The following is a 22599-nucleotide window of genomic DNA, read 5'->3' as shown; positions in this document are numbered from 1 at the left end:
CTGTCATATGAGCACTGTCACGTTCGACTTCACGGGGGAGCGGGTGCTGGTGACCGGCGCCGCGGGGCTCATCGGCCGCGCGCTGGTGCACCGCTTCGCGGACGCGGGCGCCGAGGTGCTCGCGGTCGACGTCGACGCCGACGGCCTCAAGGTCTTCGACGCCGTCCCGCGGGTGGCGACGCTGACCGGCGACCTCGCCCGCGAGGACGTCGCTGACGCCGTCTTCGCGCGGCTCGCCCGGGACGGCGGGCTGGACGTCCTCGTCAACAACGCCGCGATGACCGAGCTGCGCACCCCCTTCATCGACATCGACGCGGACGTGTGGGACGCGGTCGTCGCCGCGAACCTGCGCTCGGCGTACCTGCTGTCGGTGCGGGCCGTCCGGAACTGGCGCGACGCGGGCCGCGGCGGCGTGATCGTCAGCATGTCGTCGCCGGGCGGGTCCCGCGCGCACGACGACCAGAGCGCCTACGACGTGACGAAGGCGGGCATCGAGGCGCTGAGCCGGGCGATCGCCGTGGAGCTCGGCGGGCTCGGCATCCGCGCGAACTGCATCGCCCCGGCGAGCGTCGTCGGGGAGGTCCGGCCCGCCACCGACATCCCGGCGGGCCGCACCACCGCGCCGGAGGAGGTCGCGGACGCCGCGCTGTACCTGGCGTCCCCGGCGGCGGCGCAGCTCAACGGGCACGTCCTGCGCGTGGACGGCGGCCTGCACGCCCGCCTGCGCACCGACCCGTCCCAGGAGCAGCAGCGCGACTCCTAGCGTGGCTCCCGGCGCGGGGTTCTGGCGCGGGTTCTGGCGCGGGGTTCTAGCGCGGCGCCGGGGTGGTGCGGCAGGGCGCCGGCGGTGACTCGGAGACCGCCGGCGCCCGCTCCGGCCGGTGCGTGGGCAGGCCGGGGCCGGTCCGGCGGGTGTTGTGGGCCTTCATGACGGACTGCAGGTCGGGGAGCCCGCGGCCGCCGTCCGCGTCGGACAGCGCCGGGCACGCCCAGGCGTCCTGGCGGCCCCACGAGTAGCTGATGTCGAACGCGGGCCGCGGGACGAGCCGCTCCCACCGGCCGAGGATGGCCCGGAGCTGCCGTTCGCTCGGCAGCCGCCAGTTCCGCTCCCCGTCGTTGCAGGACTGCCCGAACGTCTGGAACACCGGGACGATCATGCGGCGCGGGAACCCGGCGCCGGCGGCCTGGGCGACCATGGCGTCGATCGCGCCGAGGTCGCAGTGCGGGGCGTCCGCCCGGCACGGGTACGGGTCGAGGCCGATGAGGTCGAGGTGGGTCTCGGACGGCTTGAGCGGGCGCATCGGCCAGTCGGTCAGCGACGCGAACGCCCGCTGGCCGGGCGCGTACCGGTGGACGATGTCGGCCCGCTGCCGGATCTTGCCGGCGATGTCGGGGCACTCGTCCGGGTTCGGCTCGTCGGACAGGTACCACCCGTAGACGCGCTCGTTCCCCGCGAACCGCTTCACCGTGTCGGTGAACGCGGACGTGCTCTCCTGCTGGAAGCCGCCGCAGGTGGTGTTGCCGACCCACAGCAGGGCCCGGCCGCCGGCGGGGAGGGAGGCGATGTCGTCCTCGTCCGGGTCGACGTCGAACAGGGTGTAGCCGAGGGCCGCCGCCCGGGCGCGGTCGCCGGCCGGCATGTTCAGCGCGAGGTGCAGCGTGCCGCCCCGCGGGGGCGGGGCGGGGGCGGCGGCCGGACGGGCGGCGGCGCCGCCCGGCGCGGGGGCGATCAGGTATCCGGTGACGGCACCGCCGAGCGCGGCGGCGAGCGCCACGGCGGCGAGCTGCGTCCAGATCGGCTTCATCGGCTCTCCCGGCGTCGCAGGTCTCCCCAGCGTCGCACGGACGGAGCGTGATCGCCCGGATACGCCGGGACTGGCCGCCCGCAATCAGCGGGGCGGCCGGTCCGGAACGGCGATGAGGGACGGGCGGGGCGTGTCAGACCCGCCAGGACTGGACGAGCGCGTCCAGCGTCGCCTGGTCGTAGACGATCCCCTGCGAGGTCAGCTCCCCGGCGACGAGCTCGCCGTCGCCGTGGTGCTTGGCCAGCAGCCGGTACACCGCGTACGGGAACCAGTGGTTGTCGCTGATCCGCTGGATCTCGGTCTCGTCGCAGACGTAGCCCTCGGCCCTGACCTCGGCGAGCGTCGCGGCGACGTCGCCCTGCCGCCGTTCGAGGATGTCGATGACGAGCGAGCGCAGGTTCTCGGGGGAGGGCGCGTGCGGCGCGGGCGCCTCGGTCGCCGTGCCGTAGGAGCTGCGCCCGTTCGGGCTCGCGGCCGCGGCGGCGGCGCTGACGACGGCCAGTTCCGGCTCCGGCTCCGGCGCGGGAGCCGGAGTCTCGGCGACGGGTGCGGGCGCCGGGGCCGGGGCGGCCGCGCGGGCGGGCTCGCTCGGCGCGGCCTTGGGGGCGTCGGCCTTGGTCCGGTCGGCCTGCGCCTCGGCGGCCGGTTCGGCGGACGTGCCGGACTCCAGCGCCTTGCCGGAGTGGCCGGGCACCTGGATCTGCGGGAACGGGCCGGTGGTCCGCAGCGGCATCAGCGTGATCTGGTTCAGCGTGACGGGGCCGGCGATGGCGCGCGGCTGCGGCTCCGGCGGCTTCGGCTCGTCGTCGATCTTCTGTGACACGTACCGGTGCAGGGTCCGCAGCAGGACGAACAGGCCGAGCATGGACACTATCGGCGGAACGGCGGCCGTCGCCTGGTAGGAGAACGTCTTGTTGCCGACGTGGCCCACGTTGAAGATCAGGCTGGCCGTCCAGCCGGCGAGGGCGATGGTGAGCGGCAGGCAGAAGTCGAGCCAGCTCATGATGGCGCGGCGCTTTATCACGAAGGCGTCGATGGCCAGCAGGAAGAGACCGAGCTCCCCGACGATGATGAACAGGTCGACCAGCAGGGGGAACGATTCGGCCTTCCAGCCCCGCAGGCCGTGTTCCAGAGCCCAGTGGTAGAGACCGGCATACGATTGGGCGAAGCCACCGGCGGTGGCGGTCAGGACCGCGGCCGCCATGAAGGCGATGGCCCCCCACCGTGTGATGACCTGTGCCCGGTTGGCAGCGCTCATGCGGCGTGTGCTCCCAGAGTTTTTTACCCGACCAAGAGTGATCGCCTGGGAGACTATCCATTCCTTTGGCGTTTCGTGGCCGATTCACGTTACGGCTCGGTCGCATTCCGGGAGGTTCTGGGCACAGAGCGCCAAACGAGCGGGGTGAACGGGCAGGGTCGGCCGGTGCGGCGGGCCGGTGCGGTGAACGGGTGCGGTGAACGGGCGCGGCGGGCGGGCGTCTCCGCCGGGACGCGCCGGTGCCCCGGCGGAGACGTGACTCGCGGGCCGGCTACGGCACCTGAAGGACGAAGTCGAACGTCGCGGTGCGTCCGGTCGGGCCGGTCTGGACGTTCATCAGCAGCTCGGGGTCGAAGAGCATGTCGGTGGAGTTCCGGGGCTCGTTCGGGAAGTAGAGCTGCGTGGTCAGGATCCGCTGGTACGGGGCCTGGACCTTGACGTGGATGTGCCGGGTGCGGCCGGGGTAGAGGCCGGGCACGATCGTTGTCAGGGTGAATCGTCCCATTGTGTCCGTGTATTGATGTCCACGTAGCTTATAGCCGTAGTTGTCGTAATTCCCATAGTAGTCGGCCTGCCAGAAGTCGAGCAGCGCGCGGCTCACGGGCCGGCACGACAGGGAGTAGACGATCCCGGTCACGGTGAGCGGCGTGCCGGGCATCCCGGGCGTCACGAGCGACGAGCGCTCCGGCGAACCGGGCTTGAAGTACGGGCCCTCCATCTGCGGCGGGGTCGGGTCGTCGTCGCCGCCGTCGCACTTCGGCGTCGGGGTGAGCCGCGGAGGCTCGGTCCTGGCCTGCGCGGGCGCCGCCGCCGCGAGCGACGCGGCGGCCGGCAGCGCCATGGCGCCGAGGCCCGCGGCGACGATGAAGTTCTTGCGGCTGATGCCGTCCTGCGGGGTCTCCGCGTGGGCGGCCTCGGGGCTGGTGCTGCGGTCCTGCTCGTCCTCTGGCATGGGGGTTCCTCTCGGGGGTCGGTCCGGGATCTTCCGGCTGGCGGGGCTCCCAGGGAGTGCGGACGCGGCGGGTGAGCACGGTGCGTCCGCGATATGTATAAGCCGGTCGGGGGCGGCCGGTCTTGTCGGTGCGTGCCCGGCCGTTGGCGGCGAGTGCCAAAGCCCGCCGCGAGCGTCGTGCTGACTCGCTCATTGACCTTCCTGACGGGTCGTAGAAGCCTGGCGGGTGGCGTCCGAGACCCCCGCCCGCCGACCGGAGGAGCGTCATGCCCACGCTCGTTGACACCTCGGACCTCCCTGCCCGCGACCAGGCCGACTACTGGCGGCACCTGGTCAGCTCCGCCTTCGGGCCGTTCCACGTCCGGCCCGCGCGGCCCGGCGGCTTCGCCGCCCGGCTGTCCGCCCGCTCGCTCGGCCCGGTCGAGGCCGGCGACGTGGACGCGCCCGCGCACGCGGTGCGCCGCGGCGCCCGGCAGATCGCCCGCGACACCCGCGAGTGCTACAAGCTCGGCCTCGTCCTGTGCGGCTCGTGCGTGCTGCGGCAGAACGGCCGCTGCGCCGAGGTGGGGGTCGGGGACGTGGTGTTCTACGACCTGACCCGCCCGGTGGAGATCGTGTTCGGCGCCCACCGGATCTTCACCGTCGTGATCCCGCACAGCGCCGTCCCGCTGCCGCCGGAGCGGCTGGCCGCGTTCGGCGGCACGCTGCTCGGCGGCGCCGGCCGGACCGGGCGGCTGGCCTCGTCCTTCCTCGGCGCCCTCGCCGAGGAGAGCGCCGAGGAGGCCGCCGTCGCCGCCGGCGCCGGGGAGGAGCCCTACGCCCACCACCTCGGCGGCGCGATCGTCGAGCTGGTCACCGGCGCGGCCGGCGAGTGGCTGGGGGCGCCGCCCGCCGCGTCCCCGGAGAGCGCGGAGATGCTGCGCGCGATCCAGGAGTGGATCGAGACGCGGCTGCACGACCCGGCGCTGTCCCCGGCCGTGATCGCCGCGGCGCACCACGTCTCGGTCCGGCAGCTGTACCGGGTGTTCCGGCCGGCCGGGACGACCGTCGCCCGCTACGTCCGCGCCCGGCGGCTGGAGAACTGCCGCCGCGAGCTGGGCGACCCGTTCCTCGGCACGCAGCGGATCGGCGCGATCGCGAACCGCTGGGGCCTCCCGGACGCCGCCGCGTTCAGCCGCGCGTTCCGCGCCGCCTACGGCGAGACCCCGAGCGCCTACCGGGCGCGTGCCACCGGCCTGCAGCGCGACGACTAGCGCTGCGGAGAGCGGTCCTGCTCGGCAAAATGCCCCGTTTGTCTGCATTGATTCTGGGATCGGGGGAACGCGGGGAGTGACGACGAGAAATGGGGGGACAGGGGGACCGCCGCCATGCCACGACCCGGAAGCCACAAGTACGACGCCGAGCGCCGCAGGCTCCGCAAGGAGATGGAGGACCAGGGGATCGCCAGCGACCGCGAGGCGGGCGAGCGCGCCAACCGGGAGCTGCAGTTGGACGAGCACCACCGGCCCCGCCGCGCCAGCGAGCGCGGCGCGGGTCCGAAGGGGGAGCGGAGGGGAGCGCGGTGAGCCCCGCGATGAACCACGACGCGGCCGACGCCGCAGACGTGCTCGGGGCCGTGCTGCCGCTGGAGTACGAGGAGGACCTCGATCCGCTCATGGACCGGATCGGGGACGCGCGCTGCGTGCTGATCGGCGAGGCCAGCCACGGCACGCACGAGTACTACGCGTGGCGGGCCGCGCTGACCAGGCGGCTGGTCTCCGAGCGCGGGTTCTCCTTCGTCGCGGTCGAGGGCGACTACCCGGACTGCCGCCGGGTCGGCCGCAGCGTGACGCTGGCCCCGGGCGCGCCCGCCGACCCGCGCGACGTCCTGGACGCCTACGAGCGCTGGCCGACGTGGATGTGGGCGAACGAGGAGACCGCCAAGTTCTGCCGGTGGCTGCGCGACCACAACGCGGACCTGCCGCCGGACGACCGCGCCGGCTTCTACGGCCTGGACGTCTACAGCCTGTGGGAGTCGCTGCGGGCCGTCGTCGACCACCTGGCCGAGCACCGCCCCGAGTACCTCGGCACGGCCCTGGAGGCGTACCGCTGCTTCGAACCGCACGGCGAGGACCCGCAGGCCTACGGCTGGAACACCGCGCTCGTCCCGGAAGGGTGCGCCGACGAGGTACTGGCGCTGCTGACGCGGCTGCGCACGCTCGCCGGGACGGCGGGGGGCGGCGACCCGGCGGCGGAGTTCGACGCCCTGCAGAACGCCGAGGTGGCGGCGGGCGCCGAGCGGTACTACCGCGCCATGATCGGCGGCGGGCCGGAGTCGTGGAACGTCCGGGACGTCCACATGGCCGACACCCTCGACCGGCTCCTGGAGTTCCACGAGGCGCGCCGCGGCGAGGGCAAGGCCGTCGTGTGGGCGCACAACAGCCATGTCGGCGACGCGCGGGCGACGGACATGGCGGGCGCCGGGATGGTCAACCTCGGCCAGCTGGCCCGGGAGCGGCACGGCCGGGACGATGTCGTGGTGGTCGGCTTCGCGGGCGGGCCCGGTGAGGTCGTCGCCTCGCCGCGCTGGGGCGGCCCGATGGAGGTCATGCACGTCCCGCCGCCGGCGCACGGGTCGCTGGAGGACGCCCTGGCCGGCTCGGAACTGCACCGCGGCATGTTCATCGTGCCGCCCGAACCGGACAAGCCGCCGTTCCTCACCCGGACGCTCGGGCACCGCGCGATCGGCGTCGTGTACGACCCGGACCGCGACCCGCGCCAGTACGTCCCGACCCGGCTCGCCGACCGCTACGACACGCTCTGCTGGTTCCGGATCACCTCCGCCCTCCAGCCGCTGCACGCGGAGGCGGCGCACTGTGGTGAACTGGAGACGATGCCGACGGGGGTCTGAGCCGGCGCCAGTCCGAGCCGACCGAGCACGAGGAGTCGTCCATGTCCTTGACGATGCGGCCGGGACCGCTCGCGGGTTCGCCCGGCGACGAGGTCAACTTCACCATCGACGGGCCGAAGCACCGGCTGTTCATGCACCGGTTCCCGCGCCGCGTCCACGCCTGGTTCGCGGGGGAGATCGTCCTCGACACCGAGCGCGGCGAGTTCCTGCACGAGACCGGCCTGCTGCCGGTGCTGTACGTCCCCGAGGAGGACGTGCGGACCGACCTCCTGGTGAGGACCGACCACACCACGCACTGCCCGTTCAAGGGCGACGCCGCGTACTGGACGATCCGGGTGGGCGAGCGCGAGGCCGAGAACGCGGTGTGGGCCTATCCGGAGCCGAACGACGAGGCGCCGTGGCTGCGCGGGCTGATGGCCTTCTACTGGGAGCCGATGGACGCCTGGTACGACGAGGACGAGGAGGTCCACGGGCATCTGCGCGACCCCTTCCACCGGGTCGACGCGCGGCGCGCGCGCCGCCACGTGCGGGTGCTGCGGGACGGCGAGGTCGTCGCGGAGACCGAGCACCCGATCGTGCTGTCGGAGACCGGGCTGCCGAACCGGTACTACATCCCGGCCGACGACGTCCGCCGCGACCTGCTGACCAGGAGCCGGAAGCGGACCGTCTGCCCGTACAAGGGAGAGACGACGTACTGGTCGCTGGAGGGCGTCGAGGACGCCGCCTGGTCCTACGACGAGCCGCTGGAGGACGCCGTCAAGATCGCGGGTTATCTGAGCTTCGACCACGAGGCCCTGACGATCGAGTCCCAGCCGCCGCCGGGCGCCTGACGGCCCCGCGGCCGCGCACGGAGCGCGCTTCCGGGTTCTCGCGGTGCCCAAGGCGCCGCCGTCCGGTTTACAGTGCCATTGACCGTGGGCAGTGACCGGGGCAGGCGCCGCGGAAGACGGGCACGGCGGCGAGCGAGTGCGCGGCAGGCAAGGAGACGGGCTGTTGGCAGGGTACGGGGCGTCCTCCCCGCGGCCGGGTTTCTGGGCCGCGCTCAACCCCGCGCAGCGGACGGCCCTGCGCGACGCCGCGCGTCCCCGGCAGTACCCGGTGAAGGCGCCGCTGGTCTACCAGGGCGACGAGTCCGACCATGTGATCGTCATCGAGCGCGGCTGGGCGAAGGTCACCTCGTCCACGGCCGACGGCCACGACGTGGTGCTGGCCGTCCGCGGCCCCGGCGACCTCATCGCCGAGAGCGCGGTGCTGGGCGGCCGGCCGCGCGCCGCGACCGTCACCGCGCTGTCGCCGATCCGCGCGCTGGTGGTGCCCGCCGCCCGCTTCACCGGCTTCCTCGACGAGCACCCGGACGTGTGGATGCTGGTCACCGGCACCTTCGTGCAGCGGATGGACGACTCCGACCGGCGCCTCACCGCGCACGTCGCGAGCCGCGGTCCGCAGCGCCTCGCCGCGCTGCTGACGCATCTCGCGGAGCTGTCGGCCCACCACGCCCCGCCCGCGCCGGACGGGTCGATCGAGATCGGCCCGCCGCTGTCGCAGGAGGAGCTCGGCAGCTGGATGGACGCGTCCCGGGAGACCGTCGCGCGCGCCCTCAACGGCCTGCGCCGCCAGGGCCTGATCCGCACCGGCTGGCGCAAGATCACCGTGGTCGACCTGCCCGGGCTCCGCGAGTTCGCCAAAGAAGAAGACTGACGCGGTGGACGGCTGACACGGTGGATGACTGACACGGGGTGTGCGGGGCCGGTGGGGGTGTGCGCTCTAGGATCTCCGGCGTGAGCGGCGACGGGTACCACCACGGGGATCTGCGGCGGACGGTCATGGCCGCCGCCGTCGCGGCGATCGCCGAGTCGGGCCCGGCCGGGTGGAGCCTGCGCGAGCTGGCCCGCCGCGCGGGGGTGTCGCACGCCGCGCCCGCGCACCACTTCGGCGACAAGACGGGCCTGCTGACCGCCGTCGCCGCCGAGGGGTACGCGCTGTTCGCGGACGCCCTCGAAGCAGCCGGCGACGACCTGCACGCGGTCGGGCTGGCCTACGTCCGCTTCGCCGTCGAGCACCGGGCGCACTTCGAGGTGATGTTCAGCCCCGGCCTCTACCGCGCCGGCGACCCGGAGGTGACCGCCGCCCGCGACCGGGCGGGCCGGGTGCTCGCGGCGAGCGTCCGGGACACCGCACAGGGCGGAGAACAGGGCGGCGAACAGGACGGGGCACAGGGCGCCGCGCCCGGGGACGGGGACGGGGACGACCGGACGCGGGGCATCGCGGCCTGGTCCATCGTGCACGGCTTCGCGCACCTGTGGCTGAGCGGCGCGCTGCCGCCCGAGCTCGGCGACGACCCGGTGGCCGCCGCCGCGCCCGTGATAGCGCACCTCTTCCGTCCCTGAGCGCGGCCCGCCGCGCCGGTTTCAGTGCCGCGAGGCGGCTTCGTCTACGGCCCGCCGTTCGCCATCGCCGTCGCCATCGCCGTCGCCATTGCCGTCGCCGTTGCCGGCGTTCAGCTCGGGACGGCGTTCGGGGACGACGGCCAGGTCGGCCCTGAACCGGCGGTTGAGCGCGGCGCGCAGCCGGCCCCGCGCGGTGCGGCCGCGCGGGCTGTCGATCCCGTCCACCGGCGGCGGGACGTCCAGGTCGACGGCCACCGCCGGGCGCGGATCGGTGATCGCGGCGATCGCCTCGTCCGGCATCGGCCGCTCCACCTCGCTGTACCCGCCCTCCACCGACCGCCGGATGATGCCGGTCTCCAGCCCGTGCCGGGCCAGGCCGAGGTCGCGGCGCTGCAGGCCGACGCAGATCCGGTAGGTGATGATGTAGGCCAGCACCGGGCCCAGGATGATCAGGCCGCGGAAGAACCAGGTCGTCCAGAACAGCGAGACGTGGAACCGGTCGGCGAGGACGTCGTTGCCGCCCGCGAGCCACAGCGTCCCGTAGAAGACGACCCCGGCGACGCCGATGCCGGTCCGCGGCGGGACGTCCCGCGGCCGGTCCAGCAGGTGGTGGATCCGGTCGTCGCCGGTCACCCAGCGTTCCAGGAACGGGTAGGCGGCGAGGCCCGTGAACAGCACCCCCGGCACCACGAGCGCGGGAACGAGCACGCTGAGCGCCACCGTGTGGCCCCAGAGGGTGATCTCCCACGACGGCATGATCCGCAGCGCGCCCTCCAGCCAGCCCATGTACCAGTCGGGCTGCGAGCCGGAGCTGATCGCGCCCGGATCGTACGGGCCGAACAGCCAGATCGGGTTGATCTGGACGAACGCCGCCAGCAGCGTCGTCACGCCCAGCAGCCACAGGAAGAACGCGGTGGTCTTGGCGATGAACACCGGGAAGAACGGGTAGCCGTGGACGGTGCCGTTGGAGCTGCCCTTGCCGGGGAACTGCGTGTGCGTCTGCCGCCAGGTCAGCACGATGGCGTGCAGCGGGATGAGCGCCGCGAGCAGGCCCGGGATCAGCAGGATGTGGATGACGTACAGGCGGGGGATGATGTCGGTCCCGGGGAACTCCCCGCCGAACAGGAACATCACCGTGTACGACCCGACGAGCGGGATGGAGGCGGTGACGCCCTCCAGGATGCGCAGGCCGGTGCCCGACAGCAGGTCGTCCGGCAGCGTGTAGCCGAACAGCCCGTTGAACATGACGAGCACGAGCATGAGGACGCCGATCAGCCAGTTCAGCTCGCGCGGCTTGCGGAACGCCCCCGTGAAGAAGTTCCGCAGCATGTGCACGAGGATCGCGGCCATGAACAGCAGCGTCGACCAGTGGTGCAGCTGCCGGACGAGCAGCCCGCCCCGCACGTCGAAGCTGATGTTGAGCGTCGACGCGTACGCCTCGCTCATCTCGACGCCGCGCAGCTTCGTGTAGGAGCCGTTGTAGACGACCTCCTGCATGCTCGGCTTGTAGAACAGCGTCAGGTAGACCCCGGTGAGCAGGATGATCACGAACGAGTACATCGCGATCTCGCCGAGCAGGAAGCTCCAGTGGTCCGGAAACGCCTTGCGCAGCGCCCTGCGCGCGAAGCCGGTGGTGCCGAGCCGATCGTCCAGGGCCCGCGCCGAGCGGTCCACTGCCCTGCCCCGGGCCTGGGGCGTCGTCGTCCCCGCCATCGTGAGCATCCCTCCGTCGCACATTCGCGGATGTTCCGCATCTGCGAATAAGACGGGGATTTGGTGGCGGATGTGACATCCCGGGATGTGCACCGCGTCACAGCGCGCCGGTGTCGACCGGGGCGCTCCGCGCGGAGGTCAGCAGGCGGGCACGGCCAGGTGGGTGCGCCGCTGGTAGCGGGGCCGCCAGGTGGTCCGGTAGGCGAGCCGGATCGGCGGCGGCAGCAGCCGCAGCACCGCGCGGCGGGTGGCGTCGGGGGCGCCGTCCAGCAGCCAGGGCAGGAACGTGCCGAGCCCCCGGACGCCCAGCTCGCGGCGCAGTTCGACGTCGTAGGTGCCCCACTCGTAAGGCGTCAGGGTCTCCTGGATCAGGGGCAGGACGTCGGACTCCTTGAAGTCCAGCAGGGCGCCGAGCCGCGTGCGGAGGTCGCGCGCGCACTGCGTGAACGTGCGGAGGTCGTGGTGCTCCAGCGCGGCGTCCAGGCCGTCGATCAGCGGGACGACCCGCAGCGTCCGCAGCGCCAGGTCGTCGAGGACGGCGCTGACGCGCCCGAGCCGGCCGGGAGAGCGGACGCCCGCGTCCTTGGCGTACATCACCGTCCAGAGGGCGCGCTTTTCCGCGTTGTCCTGGAGCTGCCAGTGGTGGGCGAACAGCGACCAGCTGTTCGCGACGGCCGCCCCGTTCGGCCCCGGCGCGGCCTCCAGGCGGGCCGCGTCACGGCGGAACGCGTCGTCCACGGCGTACAGCATCGTCAGGTCGTACTTCCTGGCCACGCCTTCCATGCCGCCTCCTCGACCTCCGCACCGGTGCCGTCGCGGACGGCCGTCCCACAGCCGGCCGTCGCACAGATAGACGCGCGGGACGCCTCCGAACGTGACGTGATCTGGAGTCTGACCCTTGTGACGTGCCCCACGCCGGCCGATCTATGCGGTGCGGACGGCGGTGAGCGGAGGGCCGCCGGAGCCGGGCTCCCGGCGTTTCCGAATCTCCTGGGGCTTCCCTTCGGCAGTTCGGGGCCTGTACTGATGGGTGCCGACATGGTGGACCGGCTGACCTGCGGCGAGATGCGGACGGGATGAGGAAGGCCGTCCGGAGGGTTGGCACCGGTACGCGCAAAGCGCAGATCGTCCGTACGGTGCGGGAACGGCGGAGGGAAGGGCCATAAATGGCTGTTGAGGCGGTTGGTGGCGATATCGCGGCGCTGGTGCTGCGGGTCTCCGTGGGCGGCACCCTGCTCGCGCACGGCTGGAACCACGCGTTCGGCGGCGGGAAGATCGAGGGCACGGCGGGCTGGTTCGAGTCGATGGGGCTGCGGCCGGGCCGCCTGCACGCGCTGATGGCGACCGGCACCGAACTGGGCGCCGGGATCCTGCTGATCCTCGGCCTGCTCACGCCGCTGGCCGCGGCCGGGGCGGTCGGCACGATGGCGGTCGCGCTCATCACCGCGCACCTGCGCAACGGCTTCTTCATCTTCCGGCCCGGGCAGGGCTACGAGTACGTCCTGATGATCATCATGGTGGCGTGCGCGGCCGGCGCGCTCGGCGGCGGCGCCGTGTCCCTGGACCGCGCGCTCGGCGTCGACGGCGACCTGTCCGGCTGGACGGGCCTGGCGGTCACCGCGCTCGCCGGCGGCATCGGCGCCGCGCTGCTGCTGGCGGTCTTCTGGCGCCCGGCCAAGGAGCCGGCCGGGGAGCCTGCGGGCGAGGGCGCCGCGGAGTGAGCGGGCGGTGAGCCGGCGGTGAGTTGAGCGCGGCCGGCCTCCGCACACGAGGAGGCCGGCCGCGCGCCGCGCGGCGGCTATCTCCAGGTGTCGTTCGCGGTGTGCGGGGACGTTCCCGTCGTGTAGCTGCGGTTCGCGCCGTTCTCCCAGGTGACGGCACCCGCGTCGGTCTTCTTGATGTACTTGTACTCGATCCTCGTACCGGTCGGCAGCGACACCGTCCCGCTCCAGGTCGGGTACCGGTCGGGGGAGAGCTTGACGGCCTTGGAGGTGTCCCACGAGCCGAGCGCCGGGATGTCGCCGACGATGTAGACGCTCGTCCCCCATGTGGTGGTGGCGTAGACATTGAACGCGTCCGACACGGTCGCGGGCGTCGTGGTGGGTGTGGCTGTGGGCGTGGCGGTGGGGGTGGCGCCCGTCTTGGCGTCCGCGTGGATCGCGACCGCGCCGTGCGCGGGGACGGTCACCGTCGCGGTGCCGCCCGACACCGGCACCGCCGTCCCCGCGCAGCCGTCCCCGGTGACCGGTGAGGCGCCGCCGGTGATGACGTCGCAGTAGACGCCGTCCGCGAGCCCGGTCCGGTAGGACGCGGTGGACGGGCTCGCGGTGTCGTTGAGCCCGACCCAGCCCCGGTCGCCGCGCCGGAACCCGATGACGCCGCCGGCGGTGGCGGTGAAGTCGGAGACCGCGATGGCGGACGCGGTCGCGTTGTGCCAGGCGACCATGCCCTTCATCCCGGTCGACTGCGTGAGGCACTGCCAGCCGCCCGAGCAGGAGGCGTCCGCGACGAAGCCGCGGGAGTCGGCCGGCGGCGACTGCCCGGCCGACGACCACGCGAACCCGTCGTACACCGAGGGCCTCCCGTACGGGTAGGCCAGCAGGAAGTAGTTGGCCAGCACGTAGTCGGCACCGTTCTTGTAACTGAGCGTCGACCCGTCCCGCTCGGTGTCATGGTTGGTGATCATGGTGAACGTGCGGTCGCCGCTCGCGTCCAGCGACCACGACGGGATGCCCGCCAGGTTCGCCAGCGTGCCGTTCTGGAACTGGGTCTTCAGCCCCCGCGCGTAGGAGAAGCCGAGCACGTCGCCGTTCTGGGTGAACGCGGACGGCTTCAGCGCGTCGGTGGTCGCCCCTGGGACGACCTCCTGTGCGATGTAGGGCGCCCTGCCCTCGGCGGTCGTTGCCCTGAGCGCGCCCTTGATGGCGGCGAAGTCGCTCTGCGCGATGTGCTTGGCGGCGTCGATCCGGAACCCGTCCACGCCGAGCCCGATCAGGTCGTTGAGGTATCCGGTGATCTTGTCGCGGACGTAGGCCGACTGCGTCTTGAGGTCCGACAGCGACACCAGTTCGCAGTTCTGCACCTCGGATGTGTCGTTCCAGTCGTCGATGCCGGCGTCGTCGTCGTTGCAGTAGCCGTCGTTCGCGTGGTGGAAGTCGCCGTACCCGTACGGGACGGCCGGGTAGGAGAAGCCGGCGGGATCGAACGACGATCCGCCGTAGGTGGTGCTGACCGTGTTGTTGTGGCCCGCCATGTGGTTGATGACAGCGTCCACGTAGACGCGGACGCCCGCGCCGTGGCAGGCCGCGACCATCGCGGCGAACTGGGCGCGGTTCCCGAGCCGGCTGGTCAGGCCGTAGGAGACGGGCTGGTACACCTCCCACCACGGGTGCGCGCCGTCGCTCGTACTGGCGAGGCTGACCGATTCGGCGGGCGGCGCGACCTGGACGGCCCCGTACCCGGCGGGACCGAGGTGGCCGGTGCAGGCCGCCGCGACCGACGGCCAGTTCCATTCCCAGAGGTTGGCGGTGACGTCGCTCGCGTTGAGCGCGGCGGCGGCGCGGGCCTCGGAGTGGGGGAGCACGGAGTCGGGGAGCAGGGCGGCGGCGGGCGCCAGCCCGCCGAGGACGAGCGCACCGGCGGCGAGCAGGGACCGGCCGCGAGGTAGGCGCGGGTGTCGTGTGGGCGGGCGTGGGGCGAGTGCGCGTTGCATGGCGGCGAACTCCTGACACGAGGCGCCTCGGCGGGCGCCTGAGGGGGTGGGGGACGGCCGTCCGCGAGCAAGCCGAGAATGCTCTCTTCTTGCAGTCAGGTCAAGAGCTTGCGCAAGATTTCAATTGACTTGCAGAAAGATGGCAGGGTCGCGCAGGCAGATGCCCGCATGGCGACTGCCGGCACGGCAGGTGTCAGCACGGCAGGTATGAGCTCGGCAGGTATGAGCACGGCAGGTGTCAGGTGTGCTGCGACTCCGCCTCGCGCGCGTTCACGCGTTCGCGTTGGGGGATCACGGTGTACTTGGGGTCACGCGCCGACTGCATGCCCGCGTGGAAGATGCCGAAGCGCGTGCAGGCCGAACCCGCCAGCAGCGCCGTCCCGCTGAGCGCCGCCGCCGCGCGGCTGCGCCCGCCGAGCAGGACGGCTCCGGCGGTGCCCGCGGCCGACAGGATCTCGCCCGCGCGCATGAACCGGCCGGCCTTGCCCGCCTTGTACGGTTCGGCGGCCAGCCCGGCGCGGCGCTCGATCGTCTTCGCCGCGGCCAGTTCCAGGGCGCCGCCGATCAGCGCCGCGGTGCGCATCGGCCCGGTCTCGCGGACGGGCGCCGCGGCCAGCGCCATGCCGGCCGCGGCGGAGGTCGCCGACCCGGCGAACACGAACGGCAGCTCCCGCCGCCCCTCGTGCCAGGCCGGCACCGCGGTGTCGGCGATCAGCACGGCGGTGTAGGTGGTGACGGCAGGCCCGAGCGCGGCGGCCGCGGCGGTGGCGGCGGCGCCGAGGCGCGGGAACAGGCCGGTCGCGTCGAGGACGGCGGCGGCGCCCGCGGCGGGCCCGTAGCCGGCCAGGATCCAGGAGCCCATGCTCATCGGCGACGTCGGCTTCATGACCCGCAGCATGTTGGCGAACCGCTCGGGCCGCCCGAGGTCGTGGATGAGCGCCGCCGTGGACCCGGTGATGGCGGCCAGCGAGGAGATCTTCAGGGCCCGTGCCGCGGCCGGGCGCCCGGTGAGCTGCGCGCCCGCGGCCAGTACCGACCCGGCGCCGGCGAGCCCGCCGAGGAACAGGTAGGCGGCCACGTCGTACGCCTTCCAGGTCGGCGGCTTCAGTATCGGCCTGCCGTAGTAGGAGGAGAACTCGGCCTCCGGCACCATCGCCGTCTCGCCGCGCCGGCCGCGCCGCCGGCGCCCGCCGCCGCCCCCGCCCGGCAGGCCCTTGCCGACCAGCGCCTCCCGGTCCGGCCGCGCGCCGTGCACGCCGTCCTTGCGCACCTCCGACTCGCTCATCGTGCTCCTCCCTCGCGGCCGTGCGCGGCGAAGACGGCGGCGAGGCCGCCGAGCATGGCGGCGGCGGCCACCCCGGCGTGCCGCCACATGGAGGGCATGTCGCGCGTGGTGACGACCGGGTCGGGCGGCAGCCCGTACACCTCCGGTTCGTCCAGCAGCAGGAAGAACGCGCCGTCGCCGCCGACGCCGTCGTCCGGGTCGTGGCCGTAGAGGCGGGCGTCCTCCACGCCGATGTCGTGCAGCTGCTCGACCCGCAGCGCGGCCCGCTCGCGCAGCTCGTCCAGCGGCCCGTACTGGATCGAGTCGGTCGGGCACGCCTTCGCGCAGGCCGGCTCCAGCCCGCCGCCGATCCGGTCGTAGCACAGCGTGCACTTCCAGACCCGCCCGTCCTCCTTGCGCTGGTCGATGACGCCGTACGGGCAGGCGGGGACGCAGTAGCCGCAGCCGTTGCAGATGTCCTCCTGGACGACGACCGTGCCGAACTCCGTGCGGAACAGCGAACCGGTCGGGCAGACGTCCAGGCACGCGGCGTGCGTGCAGTGCTTGCACACGTCGGACGCCATCAGCCAGCGCATGTCCGTGCCGGTCCCGTCCGACGCGGCGCCCGGGGAGCCGCCGTGGTCGGTGCCCGGCTCGGCCCGCCCCATCGGCTTGCTCTGCTCGATGAACGCGACGTGCCGCCAGGTGTCGGCGCCGAGCTGCTGGGTGTTGTCGTAGGACATGCCGGTGAACTCCAGCCCGTCCTCGGGCACGGAGTTCCACTCCTTGCAGGCCACCTCGCACGCCTTGCAGCCGATGCACACGGACGTGTCGGTGAAGAAGCCCATCCGGGGCGGCGGGTCGGTGTAGCCCGCGTCGGCCGCGACGTGCGGCTCGGCTCCGGCGAGCAGGTTCCGTCCCACCAAGCCGCTCATCCCAGGCCCTCCCATCCGTGCGCCGACCCTTCTCCGACTTCCCGGCGAGGCGGCTCCTACACACCTCTCCCCGCCCGTTGACGCGGATTTCGGCGCATCGATAGCGTCAGGGGATGACCGCTGAGTTCACCGGTTACGCCGGCCCGCTGGACCAGACGCTCGGGCTGCTGGTGACCGAGGCGTCCGAGCAGGGGGTCGTGGCCGAGCTGGAGGTCACCGACAAGCTCATGCAGGCGTACGGGATCGTGCACGGCGGCGTGTACTGCGCGATCACCGAGACGGTGTGCAGCATCGGCGCGGCCCTCACCGTCGGGCTCGACCAGCAGGTGGTCGGGGTCAGCAACCACACGCGGTTCATCCGCGCCGTGCGCGCCGGGCGGCTGACGGCCCGCGCCCGCCCGGTCGACCGGGTCGGCGACCACGTCACCTGGCAGTCGACGATCAGCGACGAGCGCGACCGCGTCGTCGCCGAGGGCACCGTGAACCTGCTGCGGCTCTCCCCGCCCGCCCAGCCCGCCCAGCCAGCCCAGTCCGCTCAGCCCGTCCCGCCCGCTCAGCCCGCGTAGCCCGGCCGGCCGGCGGGCGCCCGCTCACTCGCCGGACATCGCCTTCCACTGCCCGTCGGCGGCGGGACGCCAGGCGTCGTGGCGCTCGTGGAACAGCGCGAACGCCTGCGAGCCGCTCCAGTCGTCCGGCAGCAGCTCCGCCGGAAGGGCCGGGTCGAGGAACGGGAACCGGCGCCACTCCTGGACGAGCCTCGTGTGCGCGGCGAACGTGCCCGGCTCGTCGGCGGGGCGCAGCGCGCGGACGGCGTCGAGGAAGTCCTCGTAGGCGAGCTCGATCTCGTCGAGGTCCCACGCCTGGCGGGCCACGCGGCGCGCCTCGGCCAGGTCGCCGAGGCCGCCGGTGAACAGCGTGGAGGTGTCGGCGACGCCGATCTCGGCGAGGACGCCGCGCACCTCGGGCTCGCGGCCGGGGTGCGGGCTCACCCACACGCCGGGGGACAGGTTGCCGAGCCCGCTCCAGGCGAGCCGGGTGCGCAGCAGGTGCCGGAGCCGCCGGCTGGTCTCCGGGACGGTCGCGAGGACCAGCAGCCACCGCCCGTCCCACGGGCCGACCGGGCCGCCGAACCCGTAGATCCGCTCGGTGCCGTCGGTCAGCAGCCGCTCGCCGGCCGGGGTGAGCCGCCAGGCGGTGCGGCGGCCGCGCCGCTCCCCGGCGAGCCAGCCCTCGGCGGCGCTGCGCGCGAGCGCCTGCCGGACGGCCTTCTCCTCCACGCCGAGCAGCCCGAGCGCGCGCAGGAACGTCGCCGTCCAGACCGCTTCGCCGCCGGGCAGGACGAACTCGCCGAGCACGGTCAGCAGCAGCGACCGGGCGCTCGCCGCGCCCAGCTCGCGCCGGCGCCGGAACTCGGGCCGGGGCGGCGCCGCGTCCCCGCCGGATCGGGCCATGTGCTTCTCCTTCTGAGCCCTTCAGGGGCGCGGCGGTCCATGGAACGCTGTCCAGTATCGCGCCACCGCCGCGCGCCTCGTGCGCGGTCCGCGCGACCCGAGCCTCATTCCACAAGTCTATTGACTGGCGTTTCATCCATGTAGAGCATAAGTGCCACGGTTCCCGGCGACTGGAGACCCCGATGACCGCTGAAACGGCGACCGCACCGGCCGCGTCCGACACGTTCAACGCATCCGACTACCTCCTCCAGGCGGCCGGACGGGCCGACACCGCCGGCCGGACGGCGCTCACCGGGCCCGGGGGCGACCTCGCCTACGCGGAACTGGCGGAGCTCGCCGGGCACGTCGCGGCCGGGCTGGCGAGCCGGGGGCTGCGCGGCGAGGAGCGCGTGGTGCTGTTCATGGCGGACGGGCCGCTCATGGCCGCAGCGATCCTCGGCGCGATGCGGCTCGGCGCCGTCCCGGTCCCGGTGTCGACGATGCTGACGGGCGGCGAGCTGGCCGCGCTGCTCAACGACGCGCGGGCCAGGGTGCTGCTGGTCAGCGACGCGTTCGCGGTGACGGCGGAGGCGGCGCTCGCGCTGGCGCCGGGCGTGCGGCACGTGGCGGTGGACGGCGGTGCCGCGCTCCAGGCGCCGCCCGGCGTGCGGGTGACCCCCTTCGACGCGCTGGTCCGGGACGGCCGCGAGCGCGGCGGCGAACCGCCCGAGCCCTACGCGACCCCCTACGTGACCTCGGACGACTCCAGCGCGCTGTGGCTCTACACGTCCGGGACGACCGGCAAGCCGAAGGGCGCGATGCACCGGCACGCCAACATCCGGCACGTCGTGGAGACCTACGGACGCCAGGTCCTCGGCATCACTCCCGAGGACCGCTGCTACTCGGTCGCCAAGCTGTTCTTCGCCTACGGGATCGGCAACTCGCTGTTCTTCCCGCTCGCGGTCGGCGCCACCGCGATCCTGGATCCCGACCGGCCGACGCCCGCGTCCGTCGCGGAGCGGCTGGCCGAGTACCGCCCGACGCTGTTCTTCGCCGTCCCGACCTTCTACGCCGCGATCCTGAACGCGGACGTGCCGGTGGAGGCGTTCGCGTCCGTGCGGCTGGCGGTGTCGGCGGGCGAGCCGCTGCCCGCCGAGCTGTGCCGCCGCTTCACCGCCCGGTACGGCGTGGAGATCATCGACGGGATCGGCTCGACGGAGTGCCTGCACATCTTCCTGTCGAACCGCCCGGGGCGGGTGCGGCCGGGCACGACGGGCACCGCCGTCCCCGGGTACGAGCTGCGGGTCGTGGACGACGACGGGGCCGACGTGCGGCCGGGCACGCCCGGTTCGCTGCTGGTGAAGGGCGAGTCGATCGCGACGGGCTACTGGTGCCGCACCGACACCACCCGCAAGGTGTTCCAGGGGGAGTGGCTGCGCACCGGCGACACCTACGTGGTGGACGAGGACGGCTACTACACCTGCCTCGGCCGGACCGGCGACATGCTCAAGGCCGGCGGGATCTGGGTGTCGCCCGCCGAGGTCGAGGCGCGGCTGCTGGAGCACCCGGCGGTGGCGATGGCCGCGGTCGTCGGGCTGCCGGACGCCGACGGCCTGGACAAGCCGGTCGCCGCGGTCGTCCTCAAGGAGGGGGCCGTCGCCGAGCCGGCGGAGCTGATCGCCTTCTGCCGGGCCGGGCTCGCCTCGTTCAAGCGTCCCCGCGAGGTGCTGGTCGTGGACAAGCTGCCGACCACCCCCACCGGCAAGCTCCGCCGCTTCGCCGTCCGGGACCTGGCCGCCGCCCTGCTCGCCGCCGACTAGCCCCGGCCCGGGACCTGCCCCGACCAGCCGTCCGGTCGGTTCGCGGCCGGAAGCGGACACGCCGCCCGCGCGCCGCGCCGGCCGGTTCGCCCGTCGAACTCCTGGACGCGCCGCTCCGCGAGGGGAGGCGCGTCGCCGAGTCAGTGCCCGGCGCCGCGCGCCGGGGATCGCGAGGGCCTGGGGGCCCGGGGGGAGACGAGCGTGGGCTTCGACATGGGCGGGGACGGGCTGCCCTGGTGGTTGTGGGCGGCGGTCGCCGCCGCCGTCCTCTACATGCTGATCAGCGGGGCGGCCTGCCTGGTGAAGGCGCGGTGGTTCGCCCGCAACGGCACGCGGGCCAGTGCGGAGATCGTCGGCTGGCAGTTCCCGACGTACAACTCGTCGCTGGGCGGCTACGGGTGGAGCCACAACGTGGAGGCGCCCGCCGTCCGGGTGGGCGGGGTGTTCGGGATCTATCCGGTGCTGGAGTTCACGACGTCCGACGGCCGTGAGATCCAGGCGCGGACGCAGGTGTCGGAGCAGTTCCCCCGGCGGCGGGGGACGGCGGTGGCGATCCTGCACGATCCGGCCGATCCCGAGCGGGTGCGCATCGACGACCTCCGGGGCCGCGGCTTCCTCAACGGGACGTACGCCGTCGTCAGCGGGCTGGTCGGCGCCGCGGCCGGTCTCTGGTTCTACTCGGCCCTGGGGTGACCCGGGGGTGACGGGTCCGTCCATGTGCTACAAACTCTTGACGTACTGACCGTGTTCTGTGGAGCATGTGGGTACGGACAGAGCGGAGGAGCGCGCATGCACGTCGAGTTCCGGACGGACCCGGCCCGCTACCGGCACTGGCGCCTGGACGTCGACGGGCCGGTCGCCACGCTCACCATGGCGGTGGACGAGCGGGGCGGCCTGGTCCCCGGCTACGAGCTGAAGCTCAACTCCTACGACCTCGGCGTGGACATCGAGCTGTACGACGCCGTCCAGCGGCTCCGGTTCGAGCACCCCGGCGTCCGCACCGTGGTGATCACCAGCGGAAGGGAGAAGGTCTTCTGCGCGGGCGCCAACATCCGGATGCTGGCCGCGTCGCCGCACTCCTGGAAGGTGAACTTCTGCAAGTTCACCAACGAGACCCGCAACGGGATCGAGGACGCGACGGAGCACTCGGGGCAGACCTACCTCGCGGCGCTCAACGGCACCGCGTCCGGCGGCGGCTACGAGCTCGCCCTCGCCTGCGAGCACATCATGCTGGTGGACGACCGGTCCTCGGCGGTGTCGCTGCCGGAGCTGCCGCTGCTCGGCGTCCTGCCCGGCACCGGCGGCCTGACCCGGGTGTCGGACAAGCGGCACGTCCGCCGCGACCGCGCCGACTACTTCTCCACCAAGGCCGAGGGGCTCGGCGGCAAGAAGGCGGTGGCGTGGCGGCTGGTGGACGAGGCCGTACCGCGCACGGCCTGGGACGCGACGGTCGCCGAGCGCGCGCGGGAGCTCGCGGCGCGCTCGTCCCGTCCCGCCGATGCCGAGGGCCTCGCGCTGGCGCCGCTCGCCAAGGAGCGCACCGACACCTCGATCTCCTACCGGCACGTGACGGCGGCGCTCGACCGCGACGCCGGCACCGTCGAGATCACCATCGCCGGGCCCGAGGCGCCCCCGGACGGCGGCTTCCACCGGGAGGACTTCTGGACGCTCGCCATGACCCGCGAGCTGGACGACCTGATCCTCGACCTGCGCACCAACGAGCTCGAACTCGGCACCTGGGTGCTCCGCACGCGCGGCGACGCCGAGCATGTGCTGGCGCACGACCGGCTGCTGCTCGACAACTCCGGCGACTGGCTCGCCAACGAGATCGTCCTCTACCTCAAGCGGACCCTGAAGCGCCTCGACGTCACCAGCCGCAGCCTCATCGCCCTGGTCGAGCCGGGGTCGTGCTTCGCGGGCTCGCTGCTGGAGGTCGCGCTCGCCGCCGACCGCACCTACCACCTCGGCGGCGTCTTCGAGGAGGTCGACCCGGACGCCGACCCGGCCGCGGTCACCGTGGCCGCGATGAACCTCGGCCCGCTGCCGATGGCCAACGGCCTCACCCGGCTGGAGACCCGGCTGCTCGGCGACGAGGAGACCCTCGCCGCCGTCCGCGACGCCGCGGGCAAGCCCCTGGAGGCCGCCGACGCCGAGCGCCTCGGCCTGGCCACCTTCGCGCCCGACGACATCGACTGGGACGAGGAGGTCCGCATCGCGATCGAGGAGCGGGCCGGCTTCAGCCCCGACGCGCTGACCGGGCTGGAGGCCAACTACCGCTTCCCCGGCCCGGAGACCCTGGAGACCAAGATCTTCGGGCGGCTCACCGCCTGGCAGAACTGGATCTTCACCCGCCCGAACGCGTCCGGACCCGACGGCGCGCTGCGCCGCTACGGCACCGGCCGCCGCGCCGACTTCGACCGAAAGCGAGTCTGA

General features: G+C 73.5%; 21 protein-coding genes. 12 read left to right on the top strand and 9 right to left on the bottom strand.

Annotated elements, in window-relative coordinates:
- Positions 1–7: 7 nt before the first annotated feature.
- Positions 8–763, top strand: a complete 756-nt coding sequence (locus AB0K34_RS22285; RefSeq protein ID WP_301176822.1) for an SDR family oxidoreductase — start codon at positions 8–10, stop codon at positions 761–763.
- A 46-nt stretch (positions 764–809) separates the two neighbouring features.
- On the opposite strand, the gene AB0K34_RS22280 is transcribed toward AB0K34_RS22285, so the two are convergent.
- The 3 genes from AB0K34_RS22280 to AB0K34_RS22270 all read right to left on the bottom strand — a co-directional run bounded on the left by AB0K34_RS22280 (position 810) and on the right by AB0K34_RS22270 (position 4015).
- Entirely contained in the window at positions 810–1805 is a 996-nt protein-coding gene (locus tag AB0K34_RS22280; RefSeq protein ID WP_301176821.1) for a hypothetical protein, read from the bottom strand.
- Between the two features lie 133 nt (positions 1806–1938).
- Complete coding sequence (locus AB0K34_RS22275) at positions 1939–3063, bottom strand: DUF2637 domain-containing protein (RefSeq protein WP_301176820.1); 1125 nt, start codon at positions 3061–3063, stop codon at positions 1939–1941.
- Between the two features lie 271 nt (positions 3064–3334).
- On the bottom strand, positions 3335–4015 hold the full coding sequence (locus AB0K34_RS22270; protein ID WP_138640005.1) for a dioxygenase: 681 nt from the start codon (positions 4013–4015) through the stop codon (positions 3335–3337).
- A 266-nt stretch (positions 4016–4281) separates the two neighbouring features.
- Between AB0K34_RS22270 and AB0K34_RS22265 the strand changes: the two genes are divergently transcribed.
- The 6 genes from AB0K34_RS22265 to AB0K34_RS22240 all read left to right on the top strand — a co-directional run bounded on the left by AB0K34_RS22265 (position 4282) and on the right by AB0K34_RS22240 (position 9292).
- Complete coding sequence (locus tag AB0K34_RS22265) at positions 4282–5268, top strand: helix-turn-helix domain-containing protein (protein WP_138640004.1); 987 nt, start codon at positions 4282–4284, stop codon at positions 5266–5268.
- Between the two features lie 114 nt (positions 5269–5382).
- The gene (locus AB0K34_RS22260; RefSeq protein WP_138640003.1) at positions 5383–5580 is read left to right on the top strand and encodes a hypothetical protein; all 198 of its coding nucleotides are present in this window, start codon (positions 5383–5385) and stop codon (positions 5578–5580) included.
- Positions 5577–6905 carry an erythromycin esterase family protein gene (locus AB0K34_RS22255; RefSeq protein ID WP_301176819.1) on the top strand — a complete coding sequence of 443 codons (1329 nt, stop codon included), beginning with the start codon at positions 5577–5579 and terminating at the stop codon, positions 6903–6905. The genes AB0K34_RS22260 and AB0K34_RS22255 overlap by 4 nt, the downstream gene beginning before the upstream one ends.
- A 41-nt stretch (positions 6906–6946) precedes the next feature.
- Positions 6947–7735: a DUF427 domain-containing protein gene (locus tag AB0K34_RS22250; protein WP_301176818.1), complete on the top strand. Its 789-nt coding sequence runs from the start codon at positions 6947–6949 to the stop codon at positions 7733–7735.
- Positions 7736–7898: 163 nt separating this feature from the next.
- A complete protein-coding gene (locus tag AB0K34_RS22245) occupies positions 7899–8603 on the top strand; it encodes a Crp/Fnr family transcriptional regulator (RefSeq protein ID WP_240808346.1) in 705 nt (234 codons plus the stop codon).
- 80 nt (positions 8604–8683) lie between these two features.
- A complete protein-coding gene (locus tag AB0K34_RS22240) occupies positions 8684–9292 on the top strand; it encodes a TetR/AcrR family transcriptional regulator (protein WP_301176817.1) in 609 nt (202 codons plus the stop codon).
- Between the two features lie 21 nt (positions 9293–9313).
- Here the strand turns inward: AB0K34_RS22240 and AB0K34_RS22235 are convergent, their stop codons facing one another.
- Both AB0K34_RS22235 and AB0K34_RS22230 read right to left on the bottom strand, forming a co-directional pair.
- Entirely contained in the window at positions 9314–11029 is a 1716-nt protein-coding gene (locus tag AB0K34_RS22235) for a ubiquinol-cytochrome c reductase cytochrome b subunit (RefSeq protein WP_364550581.1), read from the bottom strand.
- Positions 11030–11143: 114 nt separating this feature from the next.
- Positions 11144–11788: a hypothetical protein gene (locus AB0K34_RS22230; protein WP_138640001.1), complete on the bottom strand. Its 645-nt coding sequence runs from the start codon at positions 11786–11788 to the stop codon at positions 11144–11146.
- A gap of 383 nt (positions 11789–12171) precedes the next feature.
- Between AB0K34_RS22230 and AB0K34_RS22225 the strand changes: the two genes are divergently transcribed.
- The gene (locus tag AB0K34_RS22225) at positions 12172–12726 is read left to right on the top strand and encodes a DoxX family protein (protein WP_301176816.1); all 555 of its coding nucleotides are present in this window, start codon (positions 12172–12174) and stop codon (positions 12724–12726) included.
- Between the two features lie 77 nt (positions 12727–12803).
- On the opposite strand, the gene AB0K34_RS22220 is transcribed toward AB0K34_RS22225, so the two are convergent.
- The 3 genes from AB0K34_RS22220 to AB0K34_RS22210 all read right to left on the bottom strand — a co-directional run bounded on the left by AB0K34_RS22220 (position 12804) and on the right by AB0K34_RS22210 (position 16829).
- The gene (locus tag AB0K34_RS22220) at positions 12804–14717 is read right to left on the bottom strand and encodes a carbohydrate-binding module family 20 domain-containing protein (RefSeq protein WP_301176815.1); all 1914 of its coding nucleotides are present in this window, start codon (positions 14715–14717) and stop codon (positions 12804–12806) included.
- Between the two features lie 238 nt (positions 14718–14955).
- Complete coding sequence (nrfD, locus tag AB0K34_RS22215) at positions 14956–16002, bottom strand: NrfD/PsrC family molybdoenzyme membrane anchor subunit (protein ID WP_301176814.1); 1047 nt, start codon at positions 16000–16002, stop codon at positions 14956–14958.
- Positions 15999–16829 carry a 4Fe-4S dicluster domain-containing protein gene (locus tag AB0K34_RS22210; protein WP_301176828.1) on the bottom strand — a complete coding sequence of 277 codons (831 nt, stop codon included), beginning with the start codon at positions 16827–16829 and terminating at the stop codon, positions 15999–16001. Before AB0K34_RS22210 ends, nrfD begins: the two co-directional genes overlap by 4 nt.
- A gap of 200 nt (positions 16830–17029) precedes the next feature.
- Between AB0K34_RS22210 and AB0K34_RS22205 the strand changes: the two genes are divergently transcribed.
- Positions 17030–17482: a PaaI family thioesterase gene (locus AB0K34_RS22205; protein ID WP_364550578.1), complete on the top strand. Its 453-nt coding sequence runs from the start codon at positions 17030–17032 to the stop codon at positions 17480–17482.
- A gap of 24 nt (positions 17483–17506) precedes the next feature.
- Here AB0K34_RS22205 and AB0K34_RS22200 read toward each other — a convergent pair whose 3' ends face one another.
- On the bottom strand, positions 17507–18367 hold the full coding sequence (locus tag AB0K34_RS22200; RefSeq protein WP_364550576.1) for a PaaX family transcriptional regulator C-terminal domain-containing protein: 861 nt from the start codon (positions 18365–18367) through the stop codon (positions 17507–17509).
- A 182-nt stretch (positions 18368–18549) separates the two neighbouring features.
- Between AB0K34_RS22200 and AB0K34_RS22195 the strand changes: the two genes are divergently transcribed.
- From AB0K34_RS22195 to boxC, 3 genes are all read left to right on the top strand, one after another.
- On the top strand, positions 18550–20166 hold the full coding sequence (locus AB0K34_RS22195) for a benzoate-CoA ligase family protein (protein ID WP_364550574.1): 1617 nt from the start codon (positions 18550–18552) through the stop codon (positions 20164–20166).
- Positions 20167–20367: 201 nt separating this feature from the next.
- Complete coding sequence (locus AB0K34_RS22190; RefSeq protein WP_364550572.1) at positions 20368–20859, top strand: DUF3592 domain-containing protein; 492 nt, start codon at positions 20368–20370, stop codon at positions 20857–20859.
- Between the two features lie 96 nt (positions 20860–20955).
- The gene (gene boxC, locus AB0K34_RS22185) at positions 20956–22599 is read left to right on the top strand and encodes a 2,3-epoxybenzoyl-CoA dihydrolase (RefSeq protein ID WP_364550570.1); all 1644 of its coding nucleotides are present in this window, start codon (positions 20956–20958) and stop codon (positions 22597–22599) included.

This window comes from Actinomadura sp. NPDC049382 (assembly GCF_040677125.1).
GTDB classification, from domain to species: domain Bacteria; phylum Actinomycetota; class Actinomycetes; order Streptosporangiales; family Streptosporangiaceae; genus Spirillospora; species Spirillospora geliboluensis.
The sequence above is the reverse complement of the archived record's forward strand: the minus strand, read 5'-3'. Positions and strand labels throughout refer to the sequence as shown.

Bases quoted from the DNA above. Each gene is read 5' to 3' on its own strand.
- AB0K34_RS22285 (WP_301176822.1), top strand. From the start codon at position 8: ATGAGCACTGTCACGTTCGACTTCACGGGGGAGCGGGTGCTGGTGACC.
- AB0K34_RS22280 (WP_301176821.1), bottom strand. From the start codon at position 1,805: ATGAAGCCGATCTGGACGCAGCTCGCCGCCGTGGCGCTCGCCGCCGCG.
- AB0K34_RS22275 (WP_301176820.1), bottom strand. From the start codon at position 3,063: ATGAGCGCTGCCAACCGGGCACAGGTCATCACACGGTGGGGGGCCATC.
- AB0K34_RS22270 (WP_138640005.1), bottom strand. From the start codon at position 4,015: ATGCCAGAGGACGAGCAGGACCGCAGCACCAGCCCCGAGGCCGCCCAC.
- AB0K34_RS22265 (WP_138640004.1), top strand. From the start codon at position 4,282: ATGCCCACGCTCGTTGACACCTCGGACCTCCCTGCCCGCGACCAGGCC.
- AB0K34_RS22260 (WP_138640003.1), top strand. From the start codon at position 5,383: ATGCCACGACCCGGAAGCCACAAGTACGACGCCGAGCGCCGCAGGCTC.
- AB0K34_RS22250 (WP_301176818.1), top strand. From the start codon at position 6,947: ATGTCCTTGACGATGCGGCCGGGACCGCTCGCGGGTTCGCCCGGCGAC.
- AB0K34_RS22235 (WP_364550581.1), bottom strand. From the start codon at position 11,029: ATGTGCGACGGAGGGATGCTCACGATGGCGGGGACGACGACGCCCCAG.
- AB0K34_RS22230 (WP_138640001.1), bottom strand. From the start codon at position 11,788: ATGGAAGGCGTGGCCAGGAAGTACGACCTGACGATGCTGTACGCCGTG.
- AB0K34_RS22225 (WP_301176816.1), top strand. From the start codon at position 12,172: ATGGCTGTTGAGGCGGTTGGTGGCGATATCGCGGCGCTGGTGCTGCGG.
- AB0K34_RS22220 (WP_301176815.1), bottom strand. From the start codon at position 14,717: ATGCAACGCGCACTCGCCCCACGCCCGCCCACACGACACCCGCGCCTA.
- nrfD (WP_301176814.1), bottom strand. From the start codon at position 16,002: ATGAGCGAGTCGGAGGTGCGCAAGGACGGCGTGCACGGCGCGCGGCCG.
- AB0K34_RS22210 (WP_301176828.1), bottom strand. From the start codon at position 16,829: ATGGGCTTCTTCACCGACACGTCCGTGTGCATCGGCTGCAAGGCGTGC.
- AB0K34_RS22205 (WP_364550578.1), top strand. From the start codon at position 17,030: ATGACCGCTGAGTTCACCGGTTACGCCGGCCCGCTGGACCAGACGCTC.
- AB0K34_RS22200 (WP_364550576.1), bottom strand. From the start codon at position 18,367: ATGGCCCGATCCGGCGGGGACGCGGCGCCGCCCCGGCCCGAGTTCCGG.
- AB0K34_RS22195 (WP_364550574.1), top strand. From the start codon at position 18,550: ATGACCGCTGAAACGGCGACCGCACCGGCCGCGTCCGACACGTTCAAC.
- boxC (WP_364550570.1), top strand. From the start codon at position 20,956: ATGCACGTCGAGTTCCGGACGGACCCGGCCCGCTACCGGCACTGGCGC.